This window comes from Candidatus Pelagibacter sp. HIMB1542, assembly GCF_052047835.1.
Lineage (GTDB): Bacteria > Pseudomonadota > Alphaproteobacteria > Pelagibacterales > Pelagibacteraceae > Pelagibacter.
This window is the reverse complement of the sequence record NZ_JBNAJB010000001.1, coordinates 517,122-543,978: the sequence shown is the minus strand read 5'-3', so window position 1 is coordinate 543,978 and position 26,857 is coordinate 517,122. Positions and strand designations below refer to the sequence as shown.

At 28.7% G+C, this 26,857-nt stretch carries 22 protein-coding genes, 3 tRNA genes and 1 pseudogene; 21 read left to right on the top strand and 5 right to left on the bottom strand.

Annotated features, from left to right (window positions below):
- Positions 1–42 precede the first annotated feature (42 nt).
- The 6 genes from ACTTBI_RS02975 to ACTTBI_RS02950 are packed head-to-tail and all read left to right on the top strand — an operon-like array spanning position 43 to position 5,379.
- Positions 43–1,659 (top strand): CTP synthase, encoded by a 1,617-nt coding sequence (locus tag ACTTBI_RS02975; protein ID WP_440652486.1) that lies wholly within the window; start codon positions 43–45, stop codon positions 1,657–1,659.
- On the top strand, positions 1,656–2,477 hold the full coding sequence (kdsA, locus tag ACTTBI_RS02970) for a 3-deoxy-8-phosphooctulonate synthase (RefSeq protein WP_440652485.1): 822 nt from the start codon (positions 1,656–1,658) through the stop codon (positions 2,475–2,477). Before ACTTBI_RS02975 ends, kdsA begins: the two co-directional genes overlap by 4 nt.
- Positions 2,474–3,730: a phosphopyruvate hydratase gene (gene eno / locus ACTTBI_RS02965; protein WP_440652484.1), complete on the top strand. Its 1,257-nt coding sequence runs from the start codon at positions 2,474–2,476 to the stop codon at positions 3,728–3,730. Before kdsA ends, eno begins: the two co-directional genes overlap by 4 nt.
- Positions 3,730–4,032 carry an FtsB family cell division protein gene (locus ACTTBI_RS02960; RefSeq protein WP_440652483.1) on the top strand — a complete coding sequence of 101 codons (303 nt, stop codon included), beginning with the start codon at positions 3,730–3,732 and terminating at the stop codon, positions 4,030–4,032. Before eno ends, ACTTBI_RS02960 begins: the two co-directional genes overlap by 1 nt.
- Entirely contained in the window at positions 4,022–4,942 is a 921-nt protein-coding gene (gene lipA / locus ACTTBI_RS02955; RefSeq protein WP_440652482.1) for a lipoyl synthase, read from the top strand. The genes ACTTBI_RS02960 and lipA overlap by 11 nt, the downstream gene beginning before the upstream one ends.
- On the top strand, positions 4,942–5,379 hold the full coding sequence (locus ACTTBI_RS02950; protein WP_440652481.1) for a type II toxin-antitoxin system RatA family toxin: 438 nt from the start codon (positions 4,942–4,944) through the stop codon (positions 5,377–5,379). Before lipA ends, ACTTBI_RS02950 begins: the two co-directional genes overlap by 1 nt.
- On the opposite strand, the gene ACTTBI_RS02945 is transcribed toward ACTTBI_RS02950, so the two are convergent.
- From ACTTBI_RS02945 to ispF, 3 genes are read right to left on the bottom strand one after another with little or no spacing between them, the layout of a single operon-like run.
- Positions 5,376–5,843 (bottom strand): CinA family protein, encoded by a 468-nt coding sequence (locus ACTTBI_RS02945; RefSeq protein WP_440652480.1) that lies wholly within the window; start codon positions 5,841–5,843, stop codon positions 5,376–5,378. The two genes, ACTTBI_RS02950 and ACTTBI_RS02945, sit on opposite strands and share 4 nt — an antisense overlap.
- On the bottom strand, positions 5,843–6,334 hold the full coding sequence (locus ACTTBI_RS02940; protein WP_440652479.1) for a phosphatidylglycerophosphatase A family protein: 492 nt from the start codon (positions 6,332–6,334) through the stop codon (positions 5,843–5,845). The genes ACTTBI_RS02945 and ACTTBI_RS02940 overlap by 1 nt, the downstream gene beginning before the upstream one ends.
- Positions 6,331–7,431 (bottom strand): 2-C-methyl-D-erythritol 2,4-cyclodiphosphate synthase, encoded by a 1,101-nt coding sequence (ispF, locus tag ACTTBI_RS02935; protein WP_440652478.1) that lies wholly within the window; start codon positions 7,429–7,431, stop codon positions 6,331–6,333. The genes ACTTBI_RS02940 and ispF overlap by 4 nt, the downstream gene beginning before the upstream one ends.
- A 22-nt stretch (positions 7,432–7,453) precedes the next feature.
- Here ispF and ACTTBI_RS02930 point away from each other — a divergent pair, with 22 nt between their 5' ends.
- From ACTTBI_RS02930 to ACTTBI_RS02885, 10 genes and pseudogenes are all read left to right on the top strand, one after another.
- Positions 7,454–9,235, top strand: a complete 1,782-nt coding sequence (locus ACTTBI_RS02930) for an ATP-binding protein (protein ID WP_440652477.1) — start codon at positions 7,454–7,456, stop codon at positions 9,233–9,235.
- A 1-nt stretch (position 9,236) separates the two neighbouring features.
- Positions 9,237–10,592 carry a sigma-54-dependent transcriptional regulator gene (locus ACTTBI_RS02925; RefSeq protein WP_440652476.1) on the top strand — a complete coding sequence of 452 codons (1,356 nt, stop codon included), beginning with the start codon at positions 9,237–9,239 and terminating at the stop codon, positions 10,590–10,592.
- Positions 10,593–11,984, top strand: a complete 1,392-nt coding sequence (gene trkA, locus ACTTBI_RS02920; RefSeq protein WP_440652475.1) for a Trk system potassium transporter TrkA — start codon at positions 10,593–10,595, stop codon at positions 11,982–11,984. It begins immediately after the preceding gene.
- Positions 11,985–12,222: 238 nt separating this feature from the next.
- Positions 12,223–13,392: a TrkH family potassium uptake protein gene (locus ACTTBI_RS02915; protein WP_440652474.1), complete on the top strand. Its 1,170-nt coding sequence runs from the start codon at positions 12,223–12,225 to the stop codon at positions 13,390–13,392.
- 29 nt (positions 13,393–13,421) lie between these two features.
- Positions 13,422–13,498: transfer RNA gene (locus ACTTBI_RS02910), tRNA-Arg, on the top strand.
- Positions 13,499–13,622: 124 nt separating this feature from the next.
- Positions 13,623–14,663: an amino acid ABC transporter substrate-binding protein gene (locus tag ACTTBI_RS02905; RefSeq protein WP_440618463.1), complete on the top strand. Its 1,041-nt coding sequence runs from the start codon at positions 13,623–13,625 to the stop codon at positions 14,661–14,663.
- Positions 14,664–14,726: 63 nt separating this feature from the next.
- On the top strand, positions 14,727–15,878 hold the full coding sequence (locus ACTTBI_RS02900) for an amino acid ABC transporter permease (RefSeq protein ID WP_440652473.1): 1,152 nt from the start codon (positions 14,727–14,729) through the stop codon (positions 15,876–15,878).
- On the top strand, positions 15,879–17,321 hold the full coding sequence (locus tag ACTTBI_RS02895) for an amino acid ABC transporter permease (RefSeq protein WP_440652472.1): 1,443 nt from the start codon (positions 15,879–15,881) through the stop codon (positions 17,319–17,321).
- Positions 17,322–17,323: 2 nt separating this feature from the next.
- Positions 17,324–18,057, top strand: a pseudogene (locus tag ACTTBI_RS02890) (amino acid ABC transporter ATP-binding protein).
- A gap of 150 nt (positions 18,058–18,207) precedes the next feature.
- Complete coding sequence (locus tag ACTTBI_RS02885) at positions 18,208–18,579, top strand: helix-turn-helix domain-containing protein (RefSeq protein ID WP_262589252.1); 372 nt, start codon at positions 18,208–18,210, stop codon at positions 18,577–18,579.
- 65 nt (positions 18,580–18,644) lie between these two features.
- Here ACTTBI_RS02885 and ACTTBI_RS02880 read toward each other — a convergent pair.
- A tRNA-Asn gene (locus tag ACTTBI_RS02880) sits at positions 18,645–18,720 on the bottom strand.
- A 50-nt stretch (positions 18,721–18,770) separates the two neighbouring features.
- A tRNA-Cys gene (locus ACTTBI_RS02875) sits at positions 18,771–18,844 on the bottom strand.
- Between the two features lie 122 nt (positions 18,845–18,966).
- On the opposite strand from ACTTBI_RS02875, the gene ACTTBI_RS02870 reads away from it, so the two are divergent.
- From ACTTBI_RS02870 to ACTTBI_RS02850, 5 genes are all read left to right on the top strand, one after another.
- A complete protein-coding gene (locus ACTTBI_RS02870; protein WP_440652471.1) occupies positions 18,967–21,594 on the top strand; it encodes a valine--tRNA ligase in 2,628 nt (875 codons plus the stop codon).
- Entirely contained in the window at positions 21,594–23,312 is a 1,719-nt protein-coding gene (ilvD, locus tag ACTTBI_RS02865; RefSeq protein WP_440618459.1) for a dihydroxy-acid dehydratase, read from the top strand. The genes ACTTBI_RS02870 and ilvD overlap by 1 nt, the downstream gene beginning before the upstream one ends.
- On the top strand, positions 23,312–24,517 hold the full coding sequence (locus ACTTBI_RS02860; RefSeq protein WP_440652470.1) for a sugar phosphate nucleotidyltransferase: 1,206 nt from the start codon (positions 23,312–23,314) through the stop codon (positions 24,515–24,517). Before ilvD ends, ACTTBI_RS02860 begins: the two co-directional genes overlap by 1 nt.
- The gene (locus tag ACTTBI_RS02855) at positions 24,517–25,674 is read left to right on the top strand and encodes an ATP-binding protein (RefSeq protein WP_440652469.1); all 1,158 of its coding nucleotides are present in this window, start codon (positions 24,517–24,519) and stop codon (positions 25,672–25,674) included. The genes ACTTBI_RS02860 and ACTTBI_RS02855 overlap by 1 nt, the downstream gene beginning before the upstream one ends.
- A 106-nt stretch (positions 25,675–25,780) precedes the next feature.
- Complete coding sequence (locus ACTTBI_RS02850) at positions 25,781–26,800, top strand: substrate-binding domain-containing protein (protein WP_440652468.1); 1,020 nt, start codon at positions 25,781–25,783, stop codon at positions 26,798–26,800.
- Positions 26,801–26,857 lie beyond the last annotated feature (57 nt).

The window sequence follows — 26,857 nt, the reverse complement described above, 5'->3', positions numbered from 1 at the left end:
AATACTTTCTATTTCTTTTTTTATTAGCTATAAGATAATTCCATGGCGCGATATATATTTGTCACTGGCGGCGTGGTTTCTTCCCTAGGTAAAGGTCTATCATCAGCATCTCTAGCTTATCTATTACAGTCACGTGGTTATAAAGTTAGGCTTAGAAAATTAGATCCTTACCTAAATGTAGATCCTGGAACAATGAGTCCATTCCAACATGGTGAAGTTTTTGTAACAGATGATGGTGCTGAAACAGATTTAGACTTAGGTCATTACGAGAGATTTTCAGGAGTTACCGCAAAGAAAACAGATAATATCACTACAGGAAAAATTTACAGTGATGTTCTGAGGAAAGAAAGAAAAGGAGAATATCTTGGAAAGACAGTTCAAGTTATTCCACATATAACCGACAGAATTAAAGAATTTATTAAATACGACACGTCAAAGGAAGATTTTGTAATTTGCGAAATAGGTGGAATTGTAGGAGATATTGAAAGTTTACCATTTGTTGAGGCTATAAGACAATTTTCAAATGATATTGGGAAAAAAAATGCTTTATTTATTCATTTAACTTTAGTTCCATATTTAAAAGCATCAGATGAAATAAAAACTAAACCAACACAACACTCCGTAAAAGAATTGAGAAGTATTGGTATTCAACCTGATATAATTATTTGTAGATCAGAAAGACCAATACCTTTAGAGCATAGAAAAAAAATATCTCTATTTTGCAATGTTGATATTAAAAATGTAATTGAAACGGTTGATGTAAAAACAATTTATGAAGCACCAATTAGTTTTGCTAAAGAAAAGTTGGATGTTCAAGTTTTAGATTATTTTAAAATAAAATCTAAAAAATCAAATAACCTAGATCCTTGGAAGAAAATTACTAAAATTACACTTAATACAAAAAAACAAGTTAATATTGCGATAATAGGTAAATATGTAGAATTAAAAGATGCATATAAATCATTAGATGAAGCCTTAACTCATGGAGGAATTACAAACAACCTGAAGGTAAATTTAGTTAGAATTGATTCAGAAAAATTAAAAGTTTCTGAAATTAAAATTAAACTTAAAAATGTTTCAGGTATTCTGATACCAGGAGGTTTTGGAAAAAGAGGAACTGAGGGAAAAATCGAAGCAATTAAATATGCCAGAATTAACAAAATACCATTTTTAGGTATTTGTTACGGTATGCAAATGGCAATAATAGAATTTGCTAGAAATAAATTAAAAATTAAAAAAGCAACTTCTTCTGAGTTTGATAAAGGTGGTGTTCATATAATTGGTTTAATGAATGAGTGGGAAAAAAGTGGAAAAAAAGTTAAAGGTACAGATAAAAATTTAGGTGGAACAATGAGACTTGGTTCTTATGATGCTATTTTAAAAGATAAGTCTAAAATTAGAGATATCTATAAATCAAGATTAATCAAAGAAAGACACAGACATAGATATGAAGTGGATATTTCATTCAAGGAAAAATTTGAGAAAAATGGACTAATATTTTCTGGTTTATCACCAGATAATAAACTTCCTGAGATAATTGAACTTAAAAATCATCCTTGGTTTATTGGAGTTCAGTTCCATCCTGAATTTAAATCTAGACCTTTATCTCCTCATCCTTTATTCTCTTCATTTATCAAAGCAGCAAAAAATCATAAATGAGTAGCATTACAGTCAATTGTGGGAACATAGAAATTTCAAACGATAAAAAAATTTGTATTATTGCTGGTCCATGTCAGCTTGAAACAGAACAGCATGCAATGGACATGGCTGGAAAAATAAAAGAAATAACTTCGAAATATGGTTTAGGTTTTATTTATAAAACTTCTTTTGATAAAGCTAACCGAACAAGTTTAAAAGGTAAGAGAGGCGCTGGTTTGGAAGCTTCATTACCTGTATTTGACAAAATAAAAAAAGAATTAAATGTTCCAATTTTAACTGATATTCATAATTCAGAGCAATGTTCAGTCGTTGCTAATCATGTTGATGTTTTACAAATTCCAGCTTTTCTTTGTAGACAAACTGATCTTTTAATTGCTGCTGCAAAAACAAGCAAAATTATAAATGTTAAAAAAGGTCAATTTTTAGCACCTTGGGACATGGTGAATGTTACAAAAAAAATATCAGACTCAGGAAACTCAAATATTCTTGTTACTGAAAGAGGTGCTAGTTTTGGATACAACACTTTGGTTTCTGACATGAGATCTTTGCCTATTATGGCTAAGAATGGTTATCCAGTTATTTTTGATGCAACGCATTCAGTTCAGCAACCTGGAGGACAAGGAGAGTCTTCTGGTGGTCAAAGAGAATTTGTTGAGTATCTTGCAAGAGCAGCTGTTGCTGTTGGGGTTGCTGGTGTATTTATAGAAACTCATCAAGATCCTGATAATGCTCCATCTGATGGACCTAACATGGTTCCTATAGATAAACTAGAAAATTTAGTAAAACAATTAACCGAAATTGATAACCTTATTAAGTGAGTAAAATAACAAAAGTAAAAGCACGGCAAGTTTTTGATAGTCGGGGAAATCCAACTGTAGAGGCAGAGGTTTATACAAATAATTTGAGTGCATCTGCCATATGCCCATCAGGTGCATCAACTGGAACTTATGAAGCTTTTGAAAAACGAGATAAAAATAATAAGAAGTATCTAGGTAAAAGTGTTTTAAAAGCTGTTGAATTAGTAAATTCAAAAATTTCAAAAAAATTAAAAGGTCAAAGCGCTCATAATCAAGAGAGAATTGATGCCTTATTAATTAATTTAGACGGTACCAGACAAAAAACTAATCTAGGTGCAAATGCTATACTTGCAGTATCAATGGCTGTAAAAAAACTTTCTGCAAAAGTAAAAAAACTACCTTTATATAAAACTTTTTTTTTAAAAAATAATTTTCAATTACCTTATCCATTAATGAATATTATTAATGGCGGAGCTCATGCCAACAATGGTCTTAGAATTCAAGAATTTATGATAAGACCAGATAGAGCAAAAAGTTTTTCAGAAGCAATGAGGATTTGTTTTGTTGTAATTAAAAACCTAAGTAATTTAATAAAAAACAAAGGTTATTCTACTTCAGTTGGTGATGAAGGTGGTTTTGCACCAATGATTAGTAACAATAACCAGGCTCTAGATTTGATTGTCTCTGCAATTAAGAAATCTGGATTTGTTAATGGTAAAGATGTTTCAATTTGTTTGGATGTAGCTGCAAATGAACTATTGAAAAAAAACAAATATTCAATCCATTCAAAAAATTTTGTTTCTGTTGAAAAATCAATAAAAGAATACCAAAAAATTATTAAGAAATATAAAATTAAATCTATAGAAGATCCTTTTGCAGAAAATGATTGGATAGCTTGGAATAAATTAATGCGTTCTGTCAAAAATGTTCAGATTGTGGGAGATGATCTTTATGTTACAAATCTTGAGAGATTAAAAAAAGGATTTTTAAATATTTCATCTAATTCGATATTAATTAAACTTAATCAGATAGGTACTGTTTCTGAAACTCTAGATGTAATTAAATTTGCTCAAACTATCGGTTATAAAACAATAATTTCTCATAGATCTGGAGATAGCGAGGACACATTCATTGCTGATTTAGCAGTTGGAACAAATTCTAATCAAATTAAAACAGGATCTTTAGCACGTTCAGAAAGAGTTGCTAAATATAATCAATTAATTCGTATTGAAGAAGAACTTGGAAATAATGCAAGAATGAATAAAATCAATTAATGTTGAGATTAATAAAAAGAAATTATTTTTTATTAACATCAATTTTTTTAATATTTTATTTTATTTTTAATTTAGTTTCTGGAGAAAGAGGGCTTTTTTCATATTTTGAAAAAAAAGAACTTTTGTCTGACTTGAAAAAAGAAGAGACATTATTAATTAAGAAAATTGAGGATATAGATCATAAAAATTCTCTATTAAGTACAAATCTAGATTTAGATTATGTGGAAATATTAATTAGAGAAAGATTTTTATTTGGTAAAAAAGGTGAAACGATTTATTTAATTGAAAGAGATGAAAAGTAGACATCCTGAAAAAGAAAATAAGCCGATAAATCCAATTAAAAAAAAACCAGATTGGATTAGATCAAAGCTTACAAATAGCAAAGAATTTTTTTTAACGAAAACATTAGTTAATAGTAATAATTTAGTAACTGTTTGTCAGGAAGCAAACTGTCCAAACATTACTGAATGTTGGAGTAAGAGACACGCAACTTTTATGATAATGGGTGATACTTGTACAAGAGCATGTGCTTTCTGTGATGTTAAAACTGGCGTTCCAGGTAATTTAGATTCATTAGAACCAGTCAAAATTGCAGAAGCTGTAAAAAAGTTAAATTTAAAACATGTTGTAATAACTTCAGTTGACAGAGATGATTTAGACGATGGAGGTTCTGAACATTTTTATAATGTGATTAATCAAACAAGAAAATCAAATCCAAATACAACTATAGAAGTTTTAACACCAGATTTTTTAAGAAAAGGGGAGGCTTATAAAAAAGTTATTAAAGCTAAACCAGATGTTTTTAATCATAATATTGAAACTGTACCCAGTCTTTATTTAAAAGTAAGACCAGGATCTAGATATTTTGCATCCTTAGAGCTTTTAAAAAATGCAAAGAAAATTGATAAAAATATTTTTACTAAATCTGGAATTATGGTTGGGTTAGGAGAAACAAGAGATGAAATATTCCAAGTTATGGATGATTTGAGAGCAGCTGATGTAGATTTTATAACCATCGGCCAGTACTTGCAGCCATCAACAAAACATTTTCCATTAGATAGATATTATACCCCAAAAGAATTTGATGATTTAGGAACTGTAGCAAAAGCTAAGGGATTTTTATTAGTTTCCTCATCACCTTTAACAAGATCTTCTTATCATGCCGATGAGGATTTTGCTAAGTTACAACAAAACAGAATAAAAAGTAATTAATGCCTAAAGCATCAGTCACACGTCATATAGCACGTGATAAACAAACATTAATTGATTTTGTTTTAGATATTAAAAAGTATCCTGAATTCATTCCATTTTGTATAGACTCAAAAGTTTATGAAACAAATGATGAGGGAAATATAAAAAAAATAATTGCTGATCTGACCATTGGCAAAAGACCCTTTATAGATACTTATAAAAGTGATGTAAGATATGATAAAAAAAATGACACTATTCATGTAACCAATATTGATGGTCCCTTAAAACATCTTGAAAATAATTGGAAATTTGTAGAAAAAGATAATTTAACTGAAGTTCAATTTGATGTTGATTTTGAAATTAAAAATAAGTTTTTGAATTTAATAATGGAAAAATCATTTCAATTCGGTTTAAACAAAATAGCTGATGCTTTTCAAAAAAGAGCTGAAAATCTTTAAGAAATAATTTTTGTAATTTTATTTAATACTTCTCTTACCGTTTTTTTTTGTATACTTGATCTGTCCCTAGATTTAAATTTATTTTCTAAAATTAATAAATATTTTCCTGTTTTAATCCCAATATAGACAAGACCTATTGGTTTATCTTTAGTTCCACCACCAGGTCCAGCTATACCTGTAATTGATATATTGATTTTGCTCTTCGAAATTTTCGATAAATTCTTTACCATTGCTTCACAGCATTCTTTGCTTACAGCACCATATTTTTTAATGATATTACTATTTACTTTTAAGGTTTTGATTTTTGCATCATTAGAGTAAGTAATTAAACCCATTTGAAAGTATCTGGATGAATTTGCTAGTTTAGTAAGATTGCTAGCCAACAAACCACCTGTGCATGATTCAGCTACAGAAATTGTTAATTTTTTATCTATCAACTTTTTATGTAGTTTTTTTAAATTCATCAAAATATGAAACTAACTAAATAAACAACAACCATTGAATAAAGACCAGCCATTATATCATCCATAATTATACCAAAATAATTTTTATGATTTTTATCAAAATAGCTTACCGGAAATGGTTTTAAAATATCAAAAAATCTAAATGATAATAAAGAAATGATATAATAAAATTCAACAGAAATAATGATTTTATTGGTTTGATTTAAATATAGCAAAAGTATCAATGGCATTGATTGACCCAAAACTTCATCAATTACAATTTGTCTAGGATCTTTATTTTCAAATTCACTCTCTGAGTCTTTGACAGCATAAAAAGAGTAAAAAAACAAAATAACAAAAAAAACAATTGAGAATTTTAAACTTGTATAATCAAGAATTTCATAAGCTACATAAATAAAGACTGTTGTGACAACCGATGCAACAGTTCCAGGCATTTTTGTTAAGTATCCGTAACCAAAGAAAGTTGAAATTAAAACATTAATTTTTTTCATTTTGATATCGAGCAAATCACTTCACAGGCAATTGCTTTTTCTTTTCCTATTAATCCAAGTTTTTCTGTAGTTTTACCTTTTAAATTAATTAAATCTTTATTTAAATTTAACAGGTTTGAAAGCGAATTAATTATTTTATTTCTATATTTTGATATTTTTGGTTTTTCACAAATCAGATTAATGTCTAAATTATTGATATAGTAATTATTTGAATTTAATAACTTTATTATTGGTTTTAGCATTTTAAGAGATCTAATATTTTTAAACTTGTTACTGTTGTCTGGAAAAAAAGTTCCAATATCCTTTTTTCTCATAGCTCCTAATATCGCGTCAATTATCGAATGAATAATCACATCACCATCTGAGTGTCCTTTTAATCCTGAGTGATAAGGTATTTTAATACCTCCTAAATAAAGTTTTTTACCTTTGATTAATCTATGGATATCAAATCCAATACCAAAGTAAGTTAACTTTTCCTTAATATCTTCTTTGAAAGTGATTTTATTGTTTAAATTTTCACCTTGGATAAATTTTACATTTAGGTTTTTTTCAATAAATAAAGTTGCCTCATCTGTAATTGCTTTTTTTTGTTTAATTGACAAATTATACAAATCTTGAAATTTAAAAGCTTGAGGGGTTTGTGTTAGAATAGAATTGTTTCTATTTAAATTAAATATTTGATTTTTAATTTTATATTTGATTGAGTCTTTAGATTTGATTGCAGGTATTACTCCTTTATATTTTTTTAGTGAAGTTATTAATTTTTTTAATAGATTTATTGTAAAATTTGGTCTTGCTGCATCATGGATAAGTACATTGGTAGGTTTGTATTTCTTAATAAATTTTAAAGCAATCAACGAAGAGTCGGATCTTTCTTTCCCACCAATGATAATTGAAACATTTTTTGGAAATTTTTCCTTAACTTCATTTTTTTTGTTAACTACAATTATTACTTTTTTAAAAAGTTTTGACTTTAAAGCTTTATCAAGAGAGTGTTTAAATAAAGGTTTGCCATCATAAATATTATATTGTTTAGGTTTTTTTGAATTAAATCTTTTGCTTTGTCCCGAAGCTAGTATTATAAAATAGTTACTCATATTATAGAAATTTTATACCTAAATGACAGATTTTATTAAGAAAAATATTTATTTAATAATATTATTTATTATCACATTATCGATAGGTTTTTTAACTTTTTTAACTTTTATTGATAAAGGTTTTATAAAATTAACAGATAAAAACTTACAGTATCTACTGGTACTAAATATTTTATTGCTGGTCGCTCTTTTTGTTTTTATTTTCTTTGAAATTAATAGAGCAATAAAAACTGATGTAGATAAAGATGGTTTAAAATCTAACAAAAAATATATTACTGTTTTTGCTCTTTTTACTTTAATACCATCAGTTTTAATTTCTGTTTTTTCATTATTTTTATTTTCTTTCGCTTTAGAAAAATATTTCGACAAAAAAGTTACCACTGTTGTTAATAATTCTTATGAACTTGCTAAAAACTATGTTCAAGAAATTAGAGATAAAATTCAATCAGATATTGTGCTAATTGCCTTTGATACTAATAAAAGTAAAAATTTTCTAAATGATAACCCTAAAGAGTATAAAAGATTTTTAGATACACAAAAGTTAATCAGAGGTGTTGATGAAATACATATTATAAATATTGATAAAAAACTATTATTTACATCTCTTAAAGATAATCAGTCATACATACCACCCGTTGATAAAGCTTTAGCATTAGTACTTGATGACGATAGGCCATTGAAAATAATTAATGCTCCAGAAAATATATCAGCTGCAATTATGAGATTGCAAAATTTTGATAATAGATTTTTATATGTAATTAAATATCTGGATAAAAATATTTCAAGATACTTAACTGAGTCTGAGGAAGCTATAAATTTTTATTATACAGTTGAGGAAAAAAGCACTGGCATCAAGATATCTTTTGCAATTATTTATGTTATAGTTGTAAGTGTATTATTATTTGTCTCTATATCAATTGCTATAAGATTTTCTTCTAGATTTTTCAGATCCATTAATAATTTAATTAATGCTTCTGTATCTATTGGCGAGGGAAAATTTGACACAAAAGTTCCAGAGGTAAAAACTGATAAAGATTTAGAAATTTTGAATAAAAATTTTAATTTGATGATTGATAGATTAAGAAATCAACAAGAAAAATTAATTATTAATGAAAGACATGAAGCATGGAGTAATTTAGCAAGAAAGCTAGCGCATGAAATTAAAAATCCATTAACTCCAATACAATTAATAATAGATAGAATGAAAACAAAATACTCTAATCAGGTTAATGAAAATGAAAAAGAAAATTTTGATGAAAATTTAAAGATTATAAACAACCAAATAAAACAAATAGGAAATCTAGTTAACGAGTTTTCTGATTTTGCTCGTATGCCAAAACCAATTTTAAAAGAAAATAATTTAATTCAAATTATTCAGGAGAATATCAAATTATTAAATGAGTTAGATAATTCGATTAATATTTCTGTTAACACCAATTCAAAAGAGGTTTTTTTAAATAGTGATAAAGAACAACTTGCAAGAGTTTTCTTTAATTTAATCAAAAATTCTATCGAAAGTATTCAACAAAAAGCAGAAAATGACAGCAATTTAGAGAAAAAAATCACCATTGAAGTTAATGAGGGAAATAACCACATAATAATCAATTTAATAGATAATGGTATTGGTTTTGGAATATTTGCTGCAAATATTAAAGATATTTTAAATCCATACTTTACTACTAAAAAAAATGGAACTGGATTGGGTCTTTCAATAGTAAGTAAAATTATAAACGACCATAATGGAAAAATTGAATTTATACCCTTAGAGAAAGGTGCAAAAATTAAAATAGATTTTATTAAATAGAATGAGTTCTGAAATTTTAATTGTAGATGATAATGCTGATATAAGGAATATCATTAATGAGCTAATTTTAGACGCTGGGTATAAAACAAGACTTGCTGCAAATTATAATCAAGCATTATCTGAAATAGATAAAAAACTTCCTGATGTTGCAATTCTTGATGTTAAATTAGACAAGGGTGATAATGATGGAATAGAGCTGTTATCACACATTAAATCAAAAGATAAAGATGTTCCTGTTATTATAATTTCAGGTCACGCTAACATTGAAATGGCTGTGAAATCTCTTCACGAAGGAGCCTTTGAATTTATTGAAAAACCCTTTGATCAAGAGAGATTGCTTAATTTTGTTAGAAGAGCGGTTGAGAACTACGATCTTAAAAGACAAAATAAAGAATATGAAACAAAGTTGTTTTCATCCTATGAATTAATTGGAAATAGTAAAAATATTTTAAATATAAATGATCAAATTAAAAAAATTTCAATTACAGAAAGTAGGGTATTTATTAATGGTCCTTCAGGATCTGGAAAAGAACTAATAGCAAGAAAAATTCATAAATTATCAAAAAGAAATAAAAATCCATTTGTAGTTTTGAATGGCGCCTTATTAGATTCAAATAAATATGAATTGGAATTATTTGGAGAAGAAAAAGATAATGGCTCTATATCTTATGGAGCGTTAGAAAAAGCTAACAAAGGAACCTTATTGATAGATCAAGTTTCAGAGATACCTTTGGATATACAGTCAAAAATTTTGAGAGTTTTAACAGATCAAAAATTTAAAAGAGTTAATGGTTCAAATGATATAAGTGTAAATGTTAGATTAATTTGCTCCTCAAGTAAGGATTTGAAAAAAGAAATTGAAATAGGAAATTTTAGAGAAGATTTGTTTCATAGACTTAATGTTTTTGAAATAAATGTTGAACCATTGAGTCAACGTATTTCAGACATACCACTTTTGATTAAATATTTTTCAAAAAAAATATCTGAGAACTACAATATTAATGAATTAGAAATAGATGAAGATAATACTTACATCCTAAATCATGATTGGCACGGCAACGTTAGAGAATTAAGAAACTTAATTGAACGAATTGCAATTTTACAACCAAACACAAAGGAAAAAATATCAAATATAATAAAAGAATCCTTAAAAAATATTAATTTTGATGAACAATTGGCTGAAAACAGCCTTTCTGTGCCATTAAAAGAGGCTAGAGAAAAGTTTGAAAAAGAGTATTTAACTATTCAATTGAAGAAATTTAATGGAAATATATCAAAAACAGCTAATTTTGTTGGAATGGAAAGAACTGCCTTACATAGAAAATTAAAGGGCTTGGGAATTAAAGAATTTAATTAAATGAACATTATCATTTGTGGAGCAGGTAGAGTAGGCTTTACTATTGCTAAGCAGCTCAGTGAACAAGGTCATTCTATTACCGTAATAGATCCTTCTAGCGAAGATATTCAAAAAATTGATGATGCACTTGATGTTAAAGCCATAGTTGGAAAAGGAAGTTACCCGTCAATTCTTGAAAAGGCTAATGCACAAGAGGCCGATATGATTATAGCAGTTACTCGAAACGATGAAATTAATATGGTTATATGTCAAATTGCATTTTCAATATTTAAAATTCCAAAAAAAATTGCAAGGATAAGATCACAAGATTATTTAAATCCTAAGTTTACAACAGTTTACAATAAAGAAAACTTACCAATTGATGTTATTATTTCACCAGAAATTGAAATTGCAAAATCAATTCAAAGAAAACTTGAGGCACCTGGCGCCTTAGACAGTGTACCCTTTGCAGAAAATAAAATCAGGTTATTAGAAATATTAATTAATGAAAATTGTAATTTGATCAATATTAAATTAAGTGATCTTACAAAAAAATACCCTAATCTCAAAGCAAATGCAATAGGTGTAATAAGAGAGGATAAGTTTTTTATTCCAAAAAAAACTGATGAAATAAAAACTAATGATAAGATTTATGTGATTATAAATTCAACCCAAATGTCTGAGACTTTGGAAGCATTTGGTCATACCGAAAAAATTTCAAAAAAAATTCTTATAGTTGGTGGAGGTAATATTGGTTTTAATTTAGCCAAAAATATTGAAGAAAATTTAGATGCTGCAAGAGTAAAAATTATTGAAAAAAATAAAGATAGAGCTGAATTTCTTGCAAGTGAGCTAAACAATACAATAGTTATCAATGGAGATGCGTTAGATGAGGAAGTTTTAGCTGAAGCAAATTTAGAAGAGGCAGAGACTGTTCTAGCTCTTACAAATGATGATGAGGATAACTTAATGGTAAGTGTACTAGTTGAAAAATTTGCAAAAGATGAAAAAGAAATTGATGACAAGAGAACAATGGCATTAATTAATAAGCCAAATTATTCATTATTACAGAATTCACTTAAAATTGATGATTTGATTGATCCTAGAATGAATACTGTTTCTAGTATTTTAAAGCATATACACAAAGGAACAATTGAAACAGCTTATACAATTATGAATGGTGAATATGAGGTGATAGAAGCAGAGATAATAGAGACATCTGAATTAATTAATAAAGAATTAAAAAATTCAAATCTTCCAGAAGAAATTCGAATAGGTGCCGTACTTAGAGACAATAAAGTAATTATACCTAGATCTGACTTCGTGTTTCAAAAAGAAGATAAAGTAGTTTTTTTAGCTAAAAAAGACTCAATCTCAGTTGTTGAAAACATTTTTAGAATTAGCTCAATTTAATTAAATGCCAATACTTCGGGTAAAATATTTAAGTTTTTTCTTTCTATTGATTTCAGTTTTTTCATTTTTAAATATTATTTACTCTTATTATTTCAATTTATACTTAAACTTAAATACATATTACTTTAGTTTAGTAATCTCTGGTTTAATTAGTTTTTTGTTCTATAAAATAGACACCTCAGAAAAAAAACCCACAACATTTGAAAAAATATTAACAGTACTTTTGGGATATTTTATTATGCCAATAGTATTATCTATTCCATTTTATTTTAGTATTTATAATTTAACTTTTTTAAACGCTTTATTTGAAGCAGTGTCTGGCTTTACATCAACCGGTTTTACAATATTTGAAAATATAAAGCATATTGATCAGGGTTTAATAATATGGAGATCATCTATTCAGTGGATAGGTGGATTGTATTTTTTATTTTCTATAATTTTTTTAATTGATATTTATGATGAAAACTTAAAAAAATCTCTTACAAATTTTTTATCATTTAATACAACCGAAATTTTAAAACAAACAATTAAAATATTTATTTTATATTCAAGCTTAACATTATCTATTTTTATAATTCTTAATTTATTTGGAATTAGATCTTTTAATTCATTAAATTTATCAATGACTATTATTTCATCAGGTGGTTTTTTACCAGTAAATGATCTCTCAACAATACTAACTCAAAATTCACAGATAATAATTTTTTCATTATTAATGCTAGTTTCTTTCTTCAGTATTTTCTTTCTATACAATTTAATCTTTTTAAGAAAAAATATTAATTTTTTTCATGAGGATATACATCTATTTTTATATTTTGTAATAACAGTTGGGATATTTTTTATATTTTTTAGTTACGATAGTACTTTTTCTAATAGTTTTTTATCTTTAGTAAGTAGTATTTCAAATATAGGAATTTCATTGAATATTGAACAAACTAATCTTCAATTTTTGTATTTACTTTTGGTTATAATTGGAGGTTCATTTATTTCTACAAGTTCAGGATTAAGATTTTTAAAAATTTACTCTTTAACAAAATATTCTTTAAATCAAATACTTTCATTTAGCAGACCAAAAAATGTATTGATGAATAAGCTAGTATTTTCTAAAATTAACTTTGCAACTCAAGATATAAATAAATATTTTCTTACAATTATTATTTTTATAATCTCACTTTTTTCATTAACCATTTTTTTATCTTTGAGTGAAATCAATTTTGAATATTCATTTAAACTGGCAGTATTAACATTAATGAATACTGTTAATTCTTCAGCCTATGGAATGGGTGATTTTGATTTTCAAAATTTACATTTTATTACTAAATTTTTTCTTATTTTCTTTATGATTATTGGAAGAATTGAATTGTTATCTTTATTATTGATAGCTAAAAAATTTCTGTTTAAATATTAAATTTGTAATATATATGTATTTCAAATATTGCGCCCTTAGCTCAGCTGGATAGAGCATCGGTTTTCTAAACCGAGGGTCGTAGGTTCGAATCCTTCAGGGCGCGCCATTTCTTGGTCTTTTGACCATAATTTTCTCTTGAAGTAGTTTTTTTAAAATGTTTTAATTCTGCGAATTCAAAACTAAGTTTTGAATTATTTGTTAACAAATAATAATAACCAAAAGGAAGAATAATGTTTAAATACTTAAAACAATTAACTTCTTTAGTAGCAATGGTTGCAGTGTTGTTCACTTTTACAACAGAAACTATGGCTGCTAAAAAATCTAAAACACTTAAAAACACTCAAAAGAAGGGTTTTGTAAGATGTGGAGTATCTCAAGGTCTTCCAGGATTTTCTAATGCTGATGCAGCAGGAAATTGGACTGGTATCGACGTTGATGTATGTAGAGCGGTAGCTGCTGCAGTATTAGGTGATGCAAACAAAGTTAAGTTTACACCATTAAGTGCTAAAGAAAGATTTACAGCTTTAACTTCTGGTGAGATTGATATCTTATCAAGAAACACAACTTGGACTCTTTCTAGAGATGCTGATATCGGACTAACTTTCGTTGGAGTAAACTTCTACGATGGTCAAGGCTTCATGGTTAGAAAAAGTTCTGGTATTACTTCAACAAGCCAATTCAAAAATGGTATCTCAGCTTGTACAAACATTGGTACAACAACTGAGTTAAACATGAGAGACTTCTTTAACTCTAAAGGAATTTCTTATGAGCCAGTTGCTTTCGAAAAAGCTGACGAAGTCGTAGCTGCTTATGATGCAGGTAGATGTGATACTTACACTACTGATAAATCTGGTCTTGCTGCACAAAGAACTAAAATGACTAACCCAGATGATCACATTGTATTACCTGAAACTGTTTCTAAAGAGCCTTTAGGACCAGTTGTTAGACAAGGTGACTCAGTATGGGAAGATATCGTTAGATGGTCTTTAAATGCTATGATCGAAGCTGAGGAGTATGGAATTACTTCAGCTAATGCAGATATGATGAAATCTTCAGACAATCCAGCTGTTAAAAGATTAGTTGGTGCTGAAGGTGAATTAGGTGCTGCTTTTGGTCTAGACAATGAGTGGAGCTTAAGAATTATCAAGCAAGTTGGTAACTATGGTGAAAGCTACAAAAGAAATATAGCTGACACTGGAATTTTACCAGACAGAGGTCCAAATGAATTATGGACTAAAGGTGGAATTCTTTACGTACCACCTGCAAGATAATTGCATATTTAACTAATTAAAAAGGGCTAGATTTTTCTAGCCCTTTTTTTTATAAGCTCTTAAATGAACTTCAAATTACAAAAAATAGTTCCTCAGTTAGTTACAGTTTTAGCAGTCATATTAGTTTTTGGTTTTTTTAGTTATAACGCTCAAGTCAATATGGAAAATAGAGGTATTGATTTTGGATATGGTTTTTTATCTCAAGAATCTTCATTTGATGTTCAATTTTCTTTAATCGAATATGATGGATCTCATTCTTATTTCAGAGCTTATTTAGTTGGATTATTAAACACTATCTTAGTCTCTGTTATTGGAATTATATTTGCAACCATACTTGGAGTAATAGTTGGTGTTGCAAGACTTTCACCAAATTATTTGATTAATAAATTTGCTGCATTCTATGTAGAATTTTTTAGAAATATTCCATTACTTTTACAGATATTTTTTTGGTATTTTGCTGCATTAAGAGCATTGCCGTTACCTCAAGATGCTGATGCAATGTTTGGTGTCTTCTTTTTAACCATTAAAGGCCTTTATGTTCCAGCTTTTGTTTGGGAAAACTTTAATGTTTTCTTTTATTCAATAGTTGCAGCAATAATTGCGATAGTTGTAATCAGAATTCATGCAATAAAAGTTCAAGAAACTCAAGGTAAACAGTTACCAGTTTTAAGGATATCTTTAGGATTAATTTTAATATTACCTTTGTTAAGTTTTGTTATAGGTGGAGTAAGTTTATCTTTTGAAATTCCAAAATTAAAACAGCTTGCAACCACATCATTCATTTATGAAGGTGGCGTAAGCTTACCTCCTGAATTAATTGCACTAACTTTATCTTTAGCGTTATATACAGCAACTTTTATTGCAGAATGTGTAAGAGCCGGAATTCAAGGTGTTGGAAAAGGTCAAAAAGAAGCTGCTGCATCAATTGGTTTAAATCCAAATCAAGTGTTAAAATTAGTAGTAATGCCTCAAGCTTTAAGAATTATTATACCGCCAACTACTAACCAATATTTGAACTTAACAAAAAATTCATCATTAGCAGCTGCAATTGCTTATCCAGATTTAGTTTTAGTGTTTGCAGGCACTGCATTAATGCAAACAGGAAAGGCTATTGAGATCGTTTCTATTACTATGCTTACTTACTTAAGTTTGAGCATATCAATTTCTATACTGATGAATTGGTATAATAAAAAAATTGCTATTAAGGAAAAATAAATGTCAAAAATTAATTTTTTAAGACCTGAAAAAGAAAATTTAAATACATTTTTGTATTTAGGTTCTTTGTTATTTTTTATTAGTGTTTTAGATGTTTTTTTGAATTCATTTTTTAATGTTAACATCACTAGTTTCCTACCAACTTTGTTAAGTTTTGTGATCCCTTTAGTGATTGGATTTATAGGTCTTCACTTTATTAGAATTGAGCATAGTGGGTACAAATTTTTAGATAGTCTAAACAAAAATATTAATACTAATAGTTTTAATGCCGTTCTTTCATTATTAATTATTTTTGTAACAATTAAAGCAACACCACCAATTCTAAGTTGGTTTTTTGTTGATGCTAGTTTTGCAGGAGATAGTAAAGATGTTTGTTCAGGAACAGGTGCTTGTTGGACTTATATAAAAGTTTGGTTCAATAGATTTATGTATGGAATGTATCCAAATGCTGAACAATGGAGAATAAATTTATCTTTTATTTCTTTAGCGTTACTTGGATCAGTTGGATATTTTGCTACAGAGAAATTTAAAAAGTATTTAACTTTATACTACGTAGTAATTTATCCTTTTATTGCTTTCTTATTTATTTTCTTTTTTATATCAGGTGGTCCAATATTTTTTGATTTTTCTTATGGTATAATTGCTGCAGTTATTTCAATTATTCTCGGATTTTTTATTCCTAGTAGATTTAAATTTTATTATTTTTTAATTGTACCATTAACAATCTATATAGTTCTTAAGCACTTTGTTTTTTATGAAGAACTAATCGAACTTGGTAAACTTGATGGTTTAAATTGGGTTGAAACCGGAGCTTGGGGAGGATTATCTCTAACATTTATAATCTCATTCTTTTGTTTAATTTTCTGTTTTCCTATAGGGATGGCTTTCGCTCTTGGTAGAAGATCTGAGTTACCTTTGATTAGATATATATCTGTAGGATTTATTGAGTTCTGGAGAGGTGTACCACTAATTACAGTTCTATTTATGTCTGCTGTAATGTTTCCAATGTTTTTACCAGAAGATTTTTTCATAGATAAATTAGTAAGAGCAATTATAGCAATTTCTTTATTTGAAGCCGCATATGTTGCAGAAGTTATAAGAGGAGGCTTACAAGCTTTACCTAGAGGTCAGTATGAGGCAGCAAAATCATTAGGTATGGGATATTGGAAGATGCATATATTTGTAATTTTACCTCAAGCACTTAAATTAGTAATTCCAGGTATTGCTAATACTTTCCTAGCATTGGTTAAAGATACACCTTTAATATTTGTTGTTGGATTATTAGAGATAGTTGGAATGTTAAATTTAGCAAAAACTAATCCAGAATGGTTAGGATTTGCAATGGAAGGCTATGTGTTTGCAGCAATAATTTTCTGGATTATTTGTTATGCAATGAGTAAGTATAGCTATAATCTAGAACAAAAATATAAAACAGAGCGATAATTATGTCTGACAGTATTATTCAAATTAAAAATGTAAATAAATGGTTTGGAGATTTCCAAGTATTAAAAGACATAAATTTAGAAGTTAAACCAAAAGAAAAAATTGTAGTTTGTGGTCCATCTGGATCTGGTAAATCTACATTAATTAGATGCATAAACAGATTAGAAGAACATCAACAAGGAGATATCATTGTTGATGGTAATACTTTAACTGAAGATACAAAAAATATTGAGCAAATTAGAGCTGAAGTTGGAATGGTATTTCAGCAATTTAACTTATTCCCGCATTTATCTATTGTAGATAACTGCACACTTGCTCCTATTTGGGTAAAAAAATGCCAAAAAAAGAAGCTGAGGAATTAGCACTAAAACATTTAGAAAGAGTTCAAATTCTTGATCAGGCTCAGAAATTTCCAGGTCAATTGTCTGGTGGTCAGCAACAAAGGGTCGCAATTGCGAGAGCACTATGCATGGAACCAAAGATAATGTTATTTGATGAGCCAACATCTGCACTTGATCCTGAAATGATTAAAGAAGTTCTTGATGTAATGGTTGATTTAGCCAATCAAGGTATGACGATGATTGTTGTTACACACGAGATGGGCTTTGCTAAAGAAGTAGCAGATAAAATGATTTTTATGGATGAGGGTATGATAGTAGAGAAAGCTGATACAAAAGAGTTTTTTGCTAATCCAAAGAGTGATCGTACTAAGCTTTTCCTAAGCCAAATCTTGTAAAATATATATATATACATTTTGATCTTAACAATTGCTTGACAGGTTTTTAGTTTTTAAGGTTTTTTTAAAAAAATAAATAAATTTTTCTATTGCAGTAGTTGAAATAAATTTGTTCAATAGACTTTTAAAATTTAATTAAGAGGGGTCTTAATGGAAGATAATTTCAACAAACACTTAGGGAACAAGCTTAAGTTAAGAAGATTGGCTTTAGGTTTAACCCAAACAAAAGTAGCAAAAGCGATAAACGTAACATTTCAACAAATTCAAAAATATGAAAAAGGGACTAATGGAGTAAGTTCAATAAGATTACTTCAGCTTTCAAATTATTTAAAAGTACCAATAAATTATTTCTTTGAAGATTTTTCAGAATATTTAGTTAACTTAGAAAAATCGCAAGAAGGACATATGAATGTTAATTATAATTTTTTAGCAAAAGTTTATTCAGAACTTAATGCTGATCAAAAATTAAAATTTAACAAAACACTACAAATTTCAGGATCTAACATTTCTAAAGCAGTTTAATCATAACCAAAATGAGACCCCTTTGGTTGTTTGTTTATTCTTAAATATTTAAGATTAATTTTTTTTGGCTCCTCGGGCAGGACTCGAACCTGCGACCAATTGATTAACAGTCAACTGCTCTACCAACTGAGCTACCGAGGAATGTAAAAATCACAACTTACTTTTTTTTAAAACTAAAACAAGATTTTTTTTGGAGGCAACGCCCGGAATCGAACCGGGATACAAGGATTTGCAATCCTCTGCGTAACCATTCCGCCACGTTGCCTTCTTGTTTTAGACGAATAGCTTCAGGCCTTTTTATATTAAATTTTTTATATTAGTCTATTAAATAACGATCCAAATTGATTATTGTTAAATAAGATTATTAAATTATAAACTTTAAAATCAATGAGTAACGATAAATATATCCATTCTGAAGTTGAAAATAAGATTTATTCATATTGGGAAAAAAACGAATTATTTAAACCAAAAGAAAATTCTAAAAAATTTTCAATAGTAATTCCTCCACCAAATGTAACTGGTAGTCTTCATATGGGGCACGCATTAAATAATTCTATTCAAGATTTATTAGTTCGTTATCATCGGATGAATAATTATGAAACTTTATGGCAACCAGGAACTGACCACGCTGGTATTGCAACGCAAGCCTTAGTAGAGAAAAAACTCACTTCTGAAAAGATAGATAAGAATGAGATTGGTAGAGACAAGTTTATTGAAAAGGTTTGGGAATGGAAAGAGCAATATGGCGACATAATAATTAATCAATTAAAAAAACTTGGTTGTTCTTGTGACTGGTCAAGAAATGCTTTCACAATGGATGAAAACTTATCTAAATCAGTTATTAAAGTTTTTGTAGAACTTTACAATAAAGATTTAATTTACAAAGATAAGAAATTAGTAAACTGGGACACGGTACTTAAAACAGCTATTTCAGATTTAGAGGTAGATCAAAGAGAGGTAAATTCAAAAATTTACTATATTAAGTATCCTATAGATGGAACTAGTGAATTTATAACTATAGCAACCACAAGACCTGAAACAATGTTAGGTGATACTGCTATAGCTGTTAATCCAAAAGATGAAAGGTTTAAATCATTCGTTGGTAAAACAGTAACTATTCCAATTGTTGGTAGAAAAATTAAAATTATAGAAGATGATTATGCTGATCCTGAACAGGGTACAGGTGCATTAAAAATAACTCCTGCACATGACTTTAATGATTATGATGTTGGCCAAAGAAATAATCTTGAAATCATAAATATTTTTACTGAAGAAGGTAAGATAAATGAAAATGCTCCTGAGAGTTATATAGGTCTTGATAGATTTGAAGCTAGAAAAAGAATTTTAAAAGAACTTAAAGAAAAAGAATTTTTTGTAAAAGAAGAAAATATTAAAAATAAAGTTCCATATGGAGATAGATCTAATTCTATAATTGAACCTTTTCTTACAGAGCAATGGTTTGCTGATGCTGGCAAATTATCTGTAAAAGCAAAAGAAGTTGTGAATTCAAAAAAAACAAATTTCTTTCCTGAAAATTGGTCAAAGACATATTTTCAATGGATGAACAATATTGAACCTTGGTGCATTTCAAGGCAATTGTGGTGGGGGCATCAAATACCAGCATGGTACGGACCTGATAATAAAATTTTTGTAGCTATAAATGAAGAAGAAGCAAAATCACAAGCAAAAGAATTTTACAAAAAAGAAGTAGAATTAATTAGAGATCCTGATGTTTTGGATACTTGGTTTTCATCTGGTTTATGGCCTTTTGCTACTTTAGGCTGGCCAGAAGATGATGATTATTTAAAGAAATTTTATCCAACTTCAGTATTGGTAACTGGTTTTGATATTATCTTTTTCTGGGTTGCAAGAATGATTATGTTTGGAACAGAATTTTTAAATAAAGAACCGTTTAAAGACATCTATGTTCACGCACTTGTAAGAGATGAGAAAGGTCAGAAAATGTCTAAATCAAAAGGAAACGTAATTGATCCTTTAGATTTAATTGAAAAATATAGTGCTGATGCATTGAGATTTACTTTACTTTCAATGGCTTCACCTGGAACTGATGTTAAATTATCGGAAGATAGAGTTAAAGGTTATAGAAATTTTTTAAATAAGTTATGGAACGCTAATAACTTTTTAATAACAAATGAATGTGATTTTAAAGATATTGATGATTTACCCAATTTAAAGGTAAATATTAATAAGTGGATATATTCAGAGTTAATAGAAGCAAAGAATAAAATTCAAAAAAATCTTGAGGATTATAGATTTGATGAAGCTGCAAAAAACGCTTATCAGTTTGCTTGGCACTCATATTGTGATTGGTATCTAGAGTTATCTAAAACTATCTTATTTTCAGATGATAATGATGCAAAAGCAGAGGTTAAAAAAGTATCATCTTACGTATTCAAACAAATATTAATCTTACTTCACCCATTCATTCCGTTTGTAACAGAGAAAATATGGCTAAAAGACCAATTTGATAAGAATGGTAGAGATTTTTTAATGCATAAAAATTGGGTAACAGGAGTAGTTAATAAAGATAATAACACTGAGCAGGTAGAAAATATCATCAATATTATTTCAGAACTTAGATCCTTTAAAAATGAGCTTAATGTTAGCCCAGGATCATTTATTGATGTTTCAGTTAATGGTATTAATGACAATCAAAAAGAATTTATTAATAAGAATGAAGTTATCCTAAAAAAACTTGGTAGAATAAATAACATCCTTGATGATGATTTAGAAAAACCTGCTGCAACAATGGTTGTTTCAGGTGACTTATTCAAAATTTATTTTGATAAAGATGTAGATTTAAAATTAATCAAAGAAAACTTAACAACTAAACAAAGTAGATTAGAACAGGAAATGAATAAAATATCTCAAAGATTAGAGAATAAAAGTTTTGTAGACCGTGCTCCAAAAGAGATTGTTGAACAAGAAAAAACTAATTATAATAATTTAAAGAATGATATTGAGAAAATATCAGTAACTATAAAGGGTATATAATGGCAAAATTTAATAAAAAGAAACTTCCAAGTAGACATACATCATTAGGACCAGATAGAGCACCACATAGATCTTTTTACTATGCAATGGGTGAAACTGAAAAAGATGTAGCAAAGCCCTTTGTTGGAGTAGTTTCAACTTGGAATGAAGCAGCACCTTGTAACATTGCTTTAATGAGACAAGCACAATCTGTAAAAAAAGGCGTCAGAGCAAATGGTGGAACACCAAGAGAATTTTGTACAATTACCGTTACAGATGGAATTGCAATGGGTCATGAAGGAATGAAATCCTCATTAATCTCAAGAGAGGTTATCGCAGACTCTGCTGAACTTACTGTTAGAGGACATTGTTATGATGCATTAGTTGGTATTGCAGGATGTGATAAATCTTTGCCAGGTTTAATGATGTCAATGGTTAGACTTAATGTACCAAGTGTATTTATTTATGGAGGATCAATTCTTCCAGGTACTTACAAAGGAAAAGATGTAACTGTAGTAGATGTATTTGAAGCAGTTGGTAAACATTCATCAGGCCAAATGTCTGCAGCAGAACTTAGAAAATTAGAATTAGTTGCCTGTCCAAGTGCAGGCGCTTGTGGTGGTCAGTTCACAGCCAATACAATGGCATGTGTATCAGAAGCAATTGGTTTAGCATTACCTTATTCAGCAGGAACGCCTGCTCCTTACGAGGAAAGAGATAAGTACGCAAAAGAAAGTGGTAAAATGGTTATGAACCTTTTACAGAAAAAAATTAAGCCGAGAGATATTGTTACTAGAAAAGCTTTAGAAAATGCTGCAACCATTGTTGCTGCAACAGGTGGATCTACAAATGCAGGACTTCATTTACCAGCTATTGCTAATGAGGCAGGAATTAAATTTGATTTAATGGATGTTGCAAAAATATTTAAACGAACACCTTATCTTGCAGATTTAAAACCTGGTGGAAAATATGTTGCTAAAGATATGTGGTTAGCAGGTGGTGTACCAATGTTGTTAAAAACTTTATACGAAGGTGGATATATTCATGGTGATTGTATGACTGTTACAGGTAAAACCATGAAAGAAAATTTAAAAAATATTAAATTTAATCCTAAACAAAAAGTAATGAGATCTTATAAAGATCCATTGTCACCAACAGGTGGTGTTGTTGGGTTAAAAGGAAACTTAGCCCCAGAAGGTGCAATTGTTAAAGTTGCAGGACTTAAAAAATTACAATTTACTGGAAAAGCAAGATGCTTTGATAATGAAGAAAGTGCTATGAAAGCCGTTCAAAGCAGAAAGTATAATGATGGGGATGTAATTATTATTAGATACGAAGGACCAGTTGGAGGTCCCGGTATGAGAGAAATGTTATCGACAACTGGTGCAATTTACGGTCAGGGAAAAGGGGAGAAAGTAGCCCTTATAACTGATGGAAGGTTCTCTGGTGCTACAAGAGGCTTTTGTGTGGGTCACGTAGGCCCTGAGGCCGCTCTAGGGGGTCCTATAGGCCTTTTAAAGAACGGAGATATCATTGATATTGATGCCAAAAAAGGAACTATCAATGTAAGACTTTCTAAAAAAGAATTAGCATCAAGAAGAAGAAAATGGAAAGCTAAAAAATCTGACTTTGGATCGGGAACTTTGTGGAAATATGCCCAAACAGTTGGACCAGCGTATCTAGGAGCGCCAACACATCCAGGTAAGAAAAAGGAAGTTAAAGACTACTCAGAGATTTAATGAAAATAAGACCAGTTATTTTATGTGGTGGTGCTGGTACTCGTCTTTGGCCAGATTCTAAAAATCATCAAGCAAAACAATTTATTGATTTTGGTGATTGGACTTTACTTGGAAAAACCTTAGAGAGAACAAAAGCATCAATTTATGATGCACCCATTATAAGCACAAACAAAAAATATCTAAGCAAAGTTAAACAACATCTAAGAAAATACAAAATCAATAAATATAAAATTGTTGTTGAGCCAGCTAAAAGAAATACAGCTCCTGCTATTTTAAGTACAGCTTTAATAAAAGATATTCCTGATAATCAGCCACTAATGTTTTTTACAGCAGATCATTTGATTGAGAAAATGAGCATTTTTAACAAAGCTATCAATAAAAATAAGTCCAATCTTAATGAAAATAATATTTTTGTATTTGGTATTAAACCAAAATCTCCAACAAGTGATTACGGTTATTTCTTAACTAAAAAAATTAAAGGTAACATTAATAAAGTAACTAGATTTATTGAAAAACCTAAAGAAGCAAAAGCAAAAGAAATCATTCGAAAAAATGGATATTGGAATTCAGGAATGTTTTATCTTCGAAAAGATTCAATCATCAATAACTTTAAAAAATACAACCCAACAATATACAGAAATTGTGTAACAGCTGTTAATAAGGCAAAATATAAATCAAACACTTATCATTTAAATAAAGCTTCATTTATAAAAGCAACCGCTAAATCGTTTGATTACGCAATCCTTGAAAAAACTAAAGAAATTAATGCAATCAAACTAGATTTACCTTGGTCAGATCTTGGAAGCTGGAAAGAAATTTTAAAAATGTATAACAAAAATAAAAACAAATACATTAAGAAGAAAAATGTTTATTTTAGGCCATGGGGTAGATACGCAAACCTGTTTGAGGGTAAAGAATTTTTAATTAAAGAACTTTATGTAAAACCAAAAGGCATTTTAAGTTTGCAAAAACATCATCATAGAGCTGAGCATTGGTTAGTCACGCAAGGTAATGCCAAAATAACTCTAAACAAAGAGACGATTATTAAAAAACCTGGAGAGCATATATTTATTCCATTAGAAGCCATTCACAGAGTGCAAAATCCTGGACAAAAACCAGTTAAAATTATGGAAGCTCAAGTTGGATCAATATTGAAAGAAACGGATATAGTTAGGTACCAAGATATTTATGGCAGAGTAAAGTAGTGGACTTGTTAACAATAATTTTATTAATAATAATTGGATTATTAACTTTCTTTCTCTTAAAAAAAGAAAGAGTGTTTGGAATTAGTGTTGAAGAAAACTCTGAAAAACAAACAGTTAAAATTGTTGAAAGCAAAGATTACAGAAACAATTTGTATGATTTACTAAATTATATTCCAGAAGCAGTAATCATATTAGATAAAAGTAAAAAAATAATTTTTAGCAATAATTCCTCGAATAAACTTTTTCAAATAAAATTAAATGAAAATATAAGTGGATTTTTACGAAATCCAGATCTTTTAAATTCTATTGATAAAGCTTTTCAAGGTACAAATGTTACAGATTTGGAAATTGAAATTAGAAATCAAGCAACTCAAAGATTAAATATAACTGCTTATTTAGATCACAATAACATTTTTTTTGATGAACAAACATGTGTTTTATTAATTAGAGATTTAACTGAATTCCATAAATTCCAGCAGCTAAAATCAGATTTTGTAGCCAATGTTTCACATGAACTTAGAACACCATTACAGTCAATTAAAATGGGCCTTGAGACCTTTGATAATAACTCAGAATTAAAAAATAATTCTGAAATGACCAATTTATTACCTGTGATGATGTCTCAATCAGAAAGAATGGAAAATTTAATTAGAGATTTATTATCGTTATCAAAAATTGAGCTTCAAGAACATATAAGACCAACTCATGAAATAGATTTAATAGAATTGTTAGATTATGTAATTAAAACATACGAAAAAATAATTAGTAAAAATAATATTAAAATTAAATTTAATAAAATAGAAAATTTTAAAATAATTGGTGACAGAGATAAATTAATTGAAATTTTTACAAACCTTATCGATAACTCAATTAAATATAGCGACAAAGACAAAGAAATTACAATTTCCACAAAAAAAGACGGTGAACTTAATATTGTTTCAATTGCAGATCAGGGAATAGGTATACCAAAAGAATCTTTGCATAGAATCACAGAGAGATTTTTTACAGTAGATCCTAGCAAAAGTCGTAGTGTTGGAGGAACTGGGCTTGGTTTAGCAATTGTTAAACATTTAGTTTCACAACATAGAGCTGAAATGGATATTAATAGTGTAGAAAATCAAGGGACAACTATAGATATCAAATTTAACTCACTATAATACAACTAAAAAGTTAGTGGTTGTAACAAAAGTTTAACCTTCCTTTAATAAAATATTTAAGAATCAAATCTATTTAGTTCGCATTATGAATCTAAAAAGGAGAATTATGAAAAAAGTAATAAGTGTAATATTTGGATTTCTTTTAGTACTTAGTTTTACAACAACTAGTTACTCAAGAGATCAAATCAAAATTGTAGGATCTTCGACTGTATATCCTTACGCAACAGTGGTTGCAGAAAAATTTGGCAAAAGTGGGAAGTTTAAGACTCCAGTTATTGAGAGTACAGGTACTGGTGGTGGAATGAAATTGTTTTGCGCTGGTGTAGGTGTTAACCACCCAGATGTAACTAATGCATCAAGAGCGATTAAACCAAAAGAAAAAGCATTATGTGAAAAAAATGGTGTATCTGAAATTATTGAAATTGTAGTAGGTAATGATGGTATTTCTTTTGCACATGCAGTTAGTGCTCCAGACTCTAACTTTACAAAAGAGCAATTATGGAGAGCTTTAGCAGCTAAAGTTGATGTTGATGGTAAACTTGTTGAAAATCCATATAAAAAATGGAGTGATATTGATGCAAGTCTTCCAAACAAAAAAATTGAAATTTTAATTGCACCCCCAACGTCAGGAACGAGAGATGCTTGGAATTCATTAGTGATGGGTAAAGGTTGCTCTAAAACAGCAAAATCTTTATTTGGTGACAAAGCTAAAAAAGAATGTGCAAAAATGAGAGAAGATGGTTATGCAGTTGAGGCTGGTGAAAATGACACTCTCATTGTACAAAAATTAACATCAAACCCTGATGCTTATGGTTTCTTTGGTTACAGTTACCTTGTGGCAAATAAAGATAAGGTAAAAGCAGCTTCTATTGAAGGTGTACAACCATCTCTAGAAGGTATTCAAGATTACTCATACCCAATTGCTAGACCATTATTCTTTTACGTTAAAAAAGCACATATTGGTGTTGTCCCAGGTATTGAAGAATACTTAAAAGAGTTTACTTCAAAAAAAGCTATGGGTAACAGAGGATACTTGGGAAAAATTGGATTAGTTCCTTTAGCATCTGACAAGTACAAAGTTACTCGAACTGCAGCATTAGATTTAAACATAATAAGTATTAATTAATTAAAATCTTATTTTCAAAAAAAGGCCAGTTTATCTGGCCTTTTTTTTATTCAATCT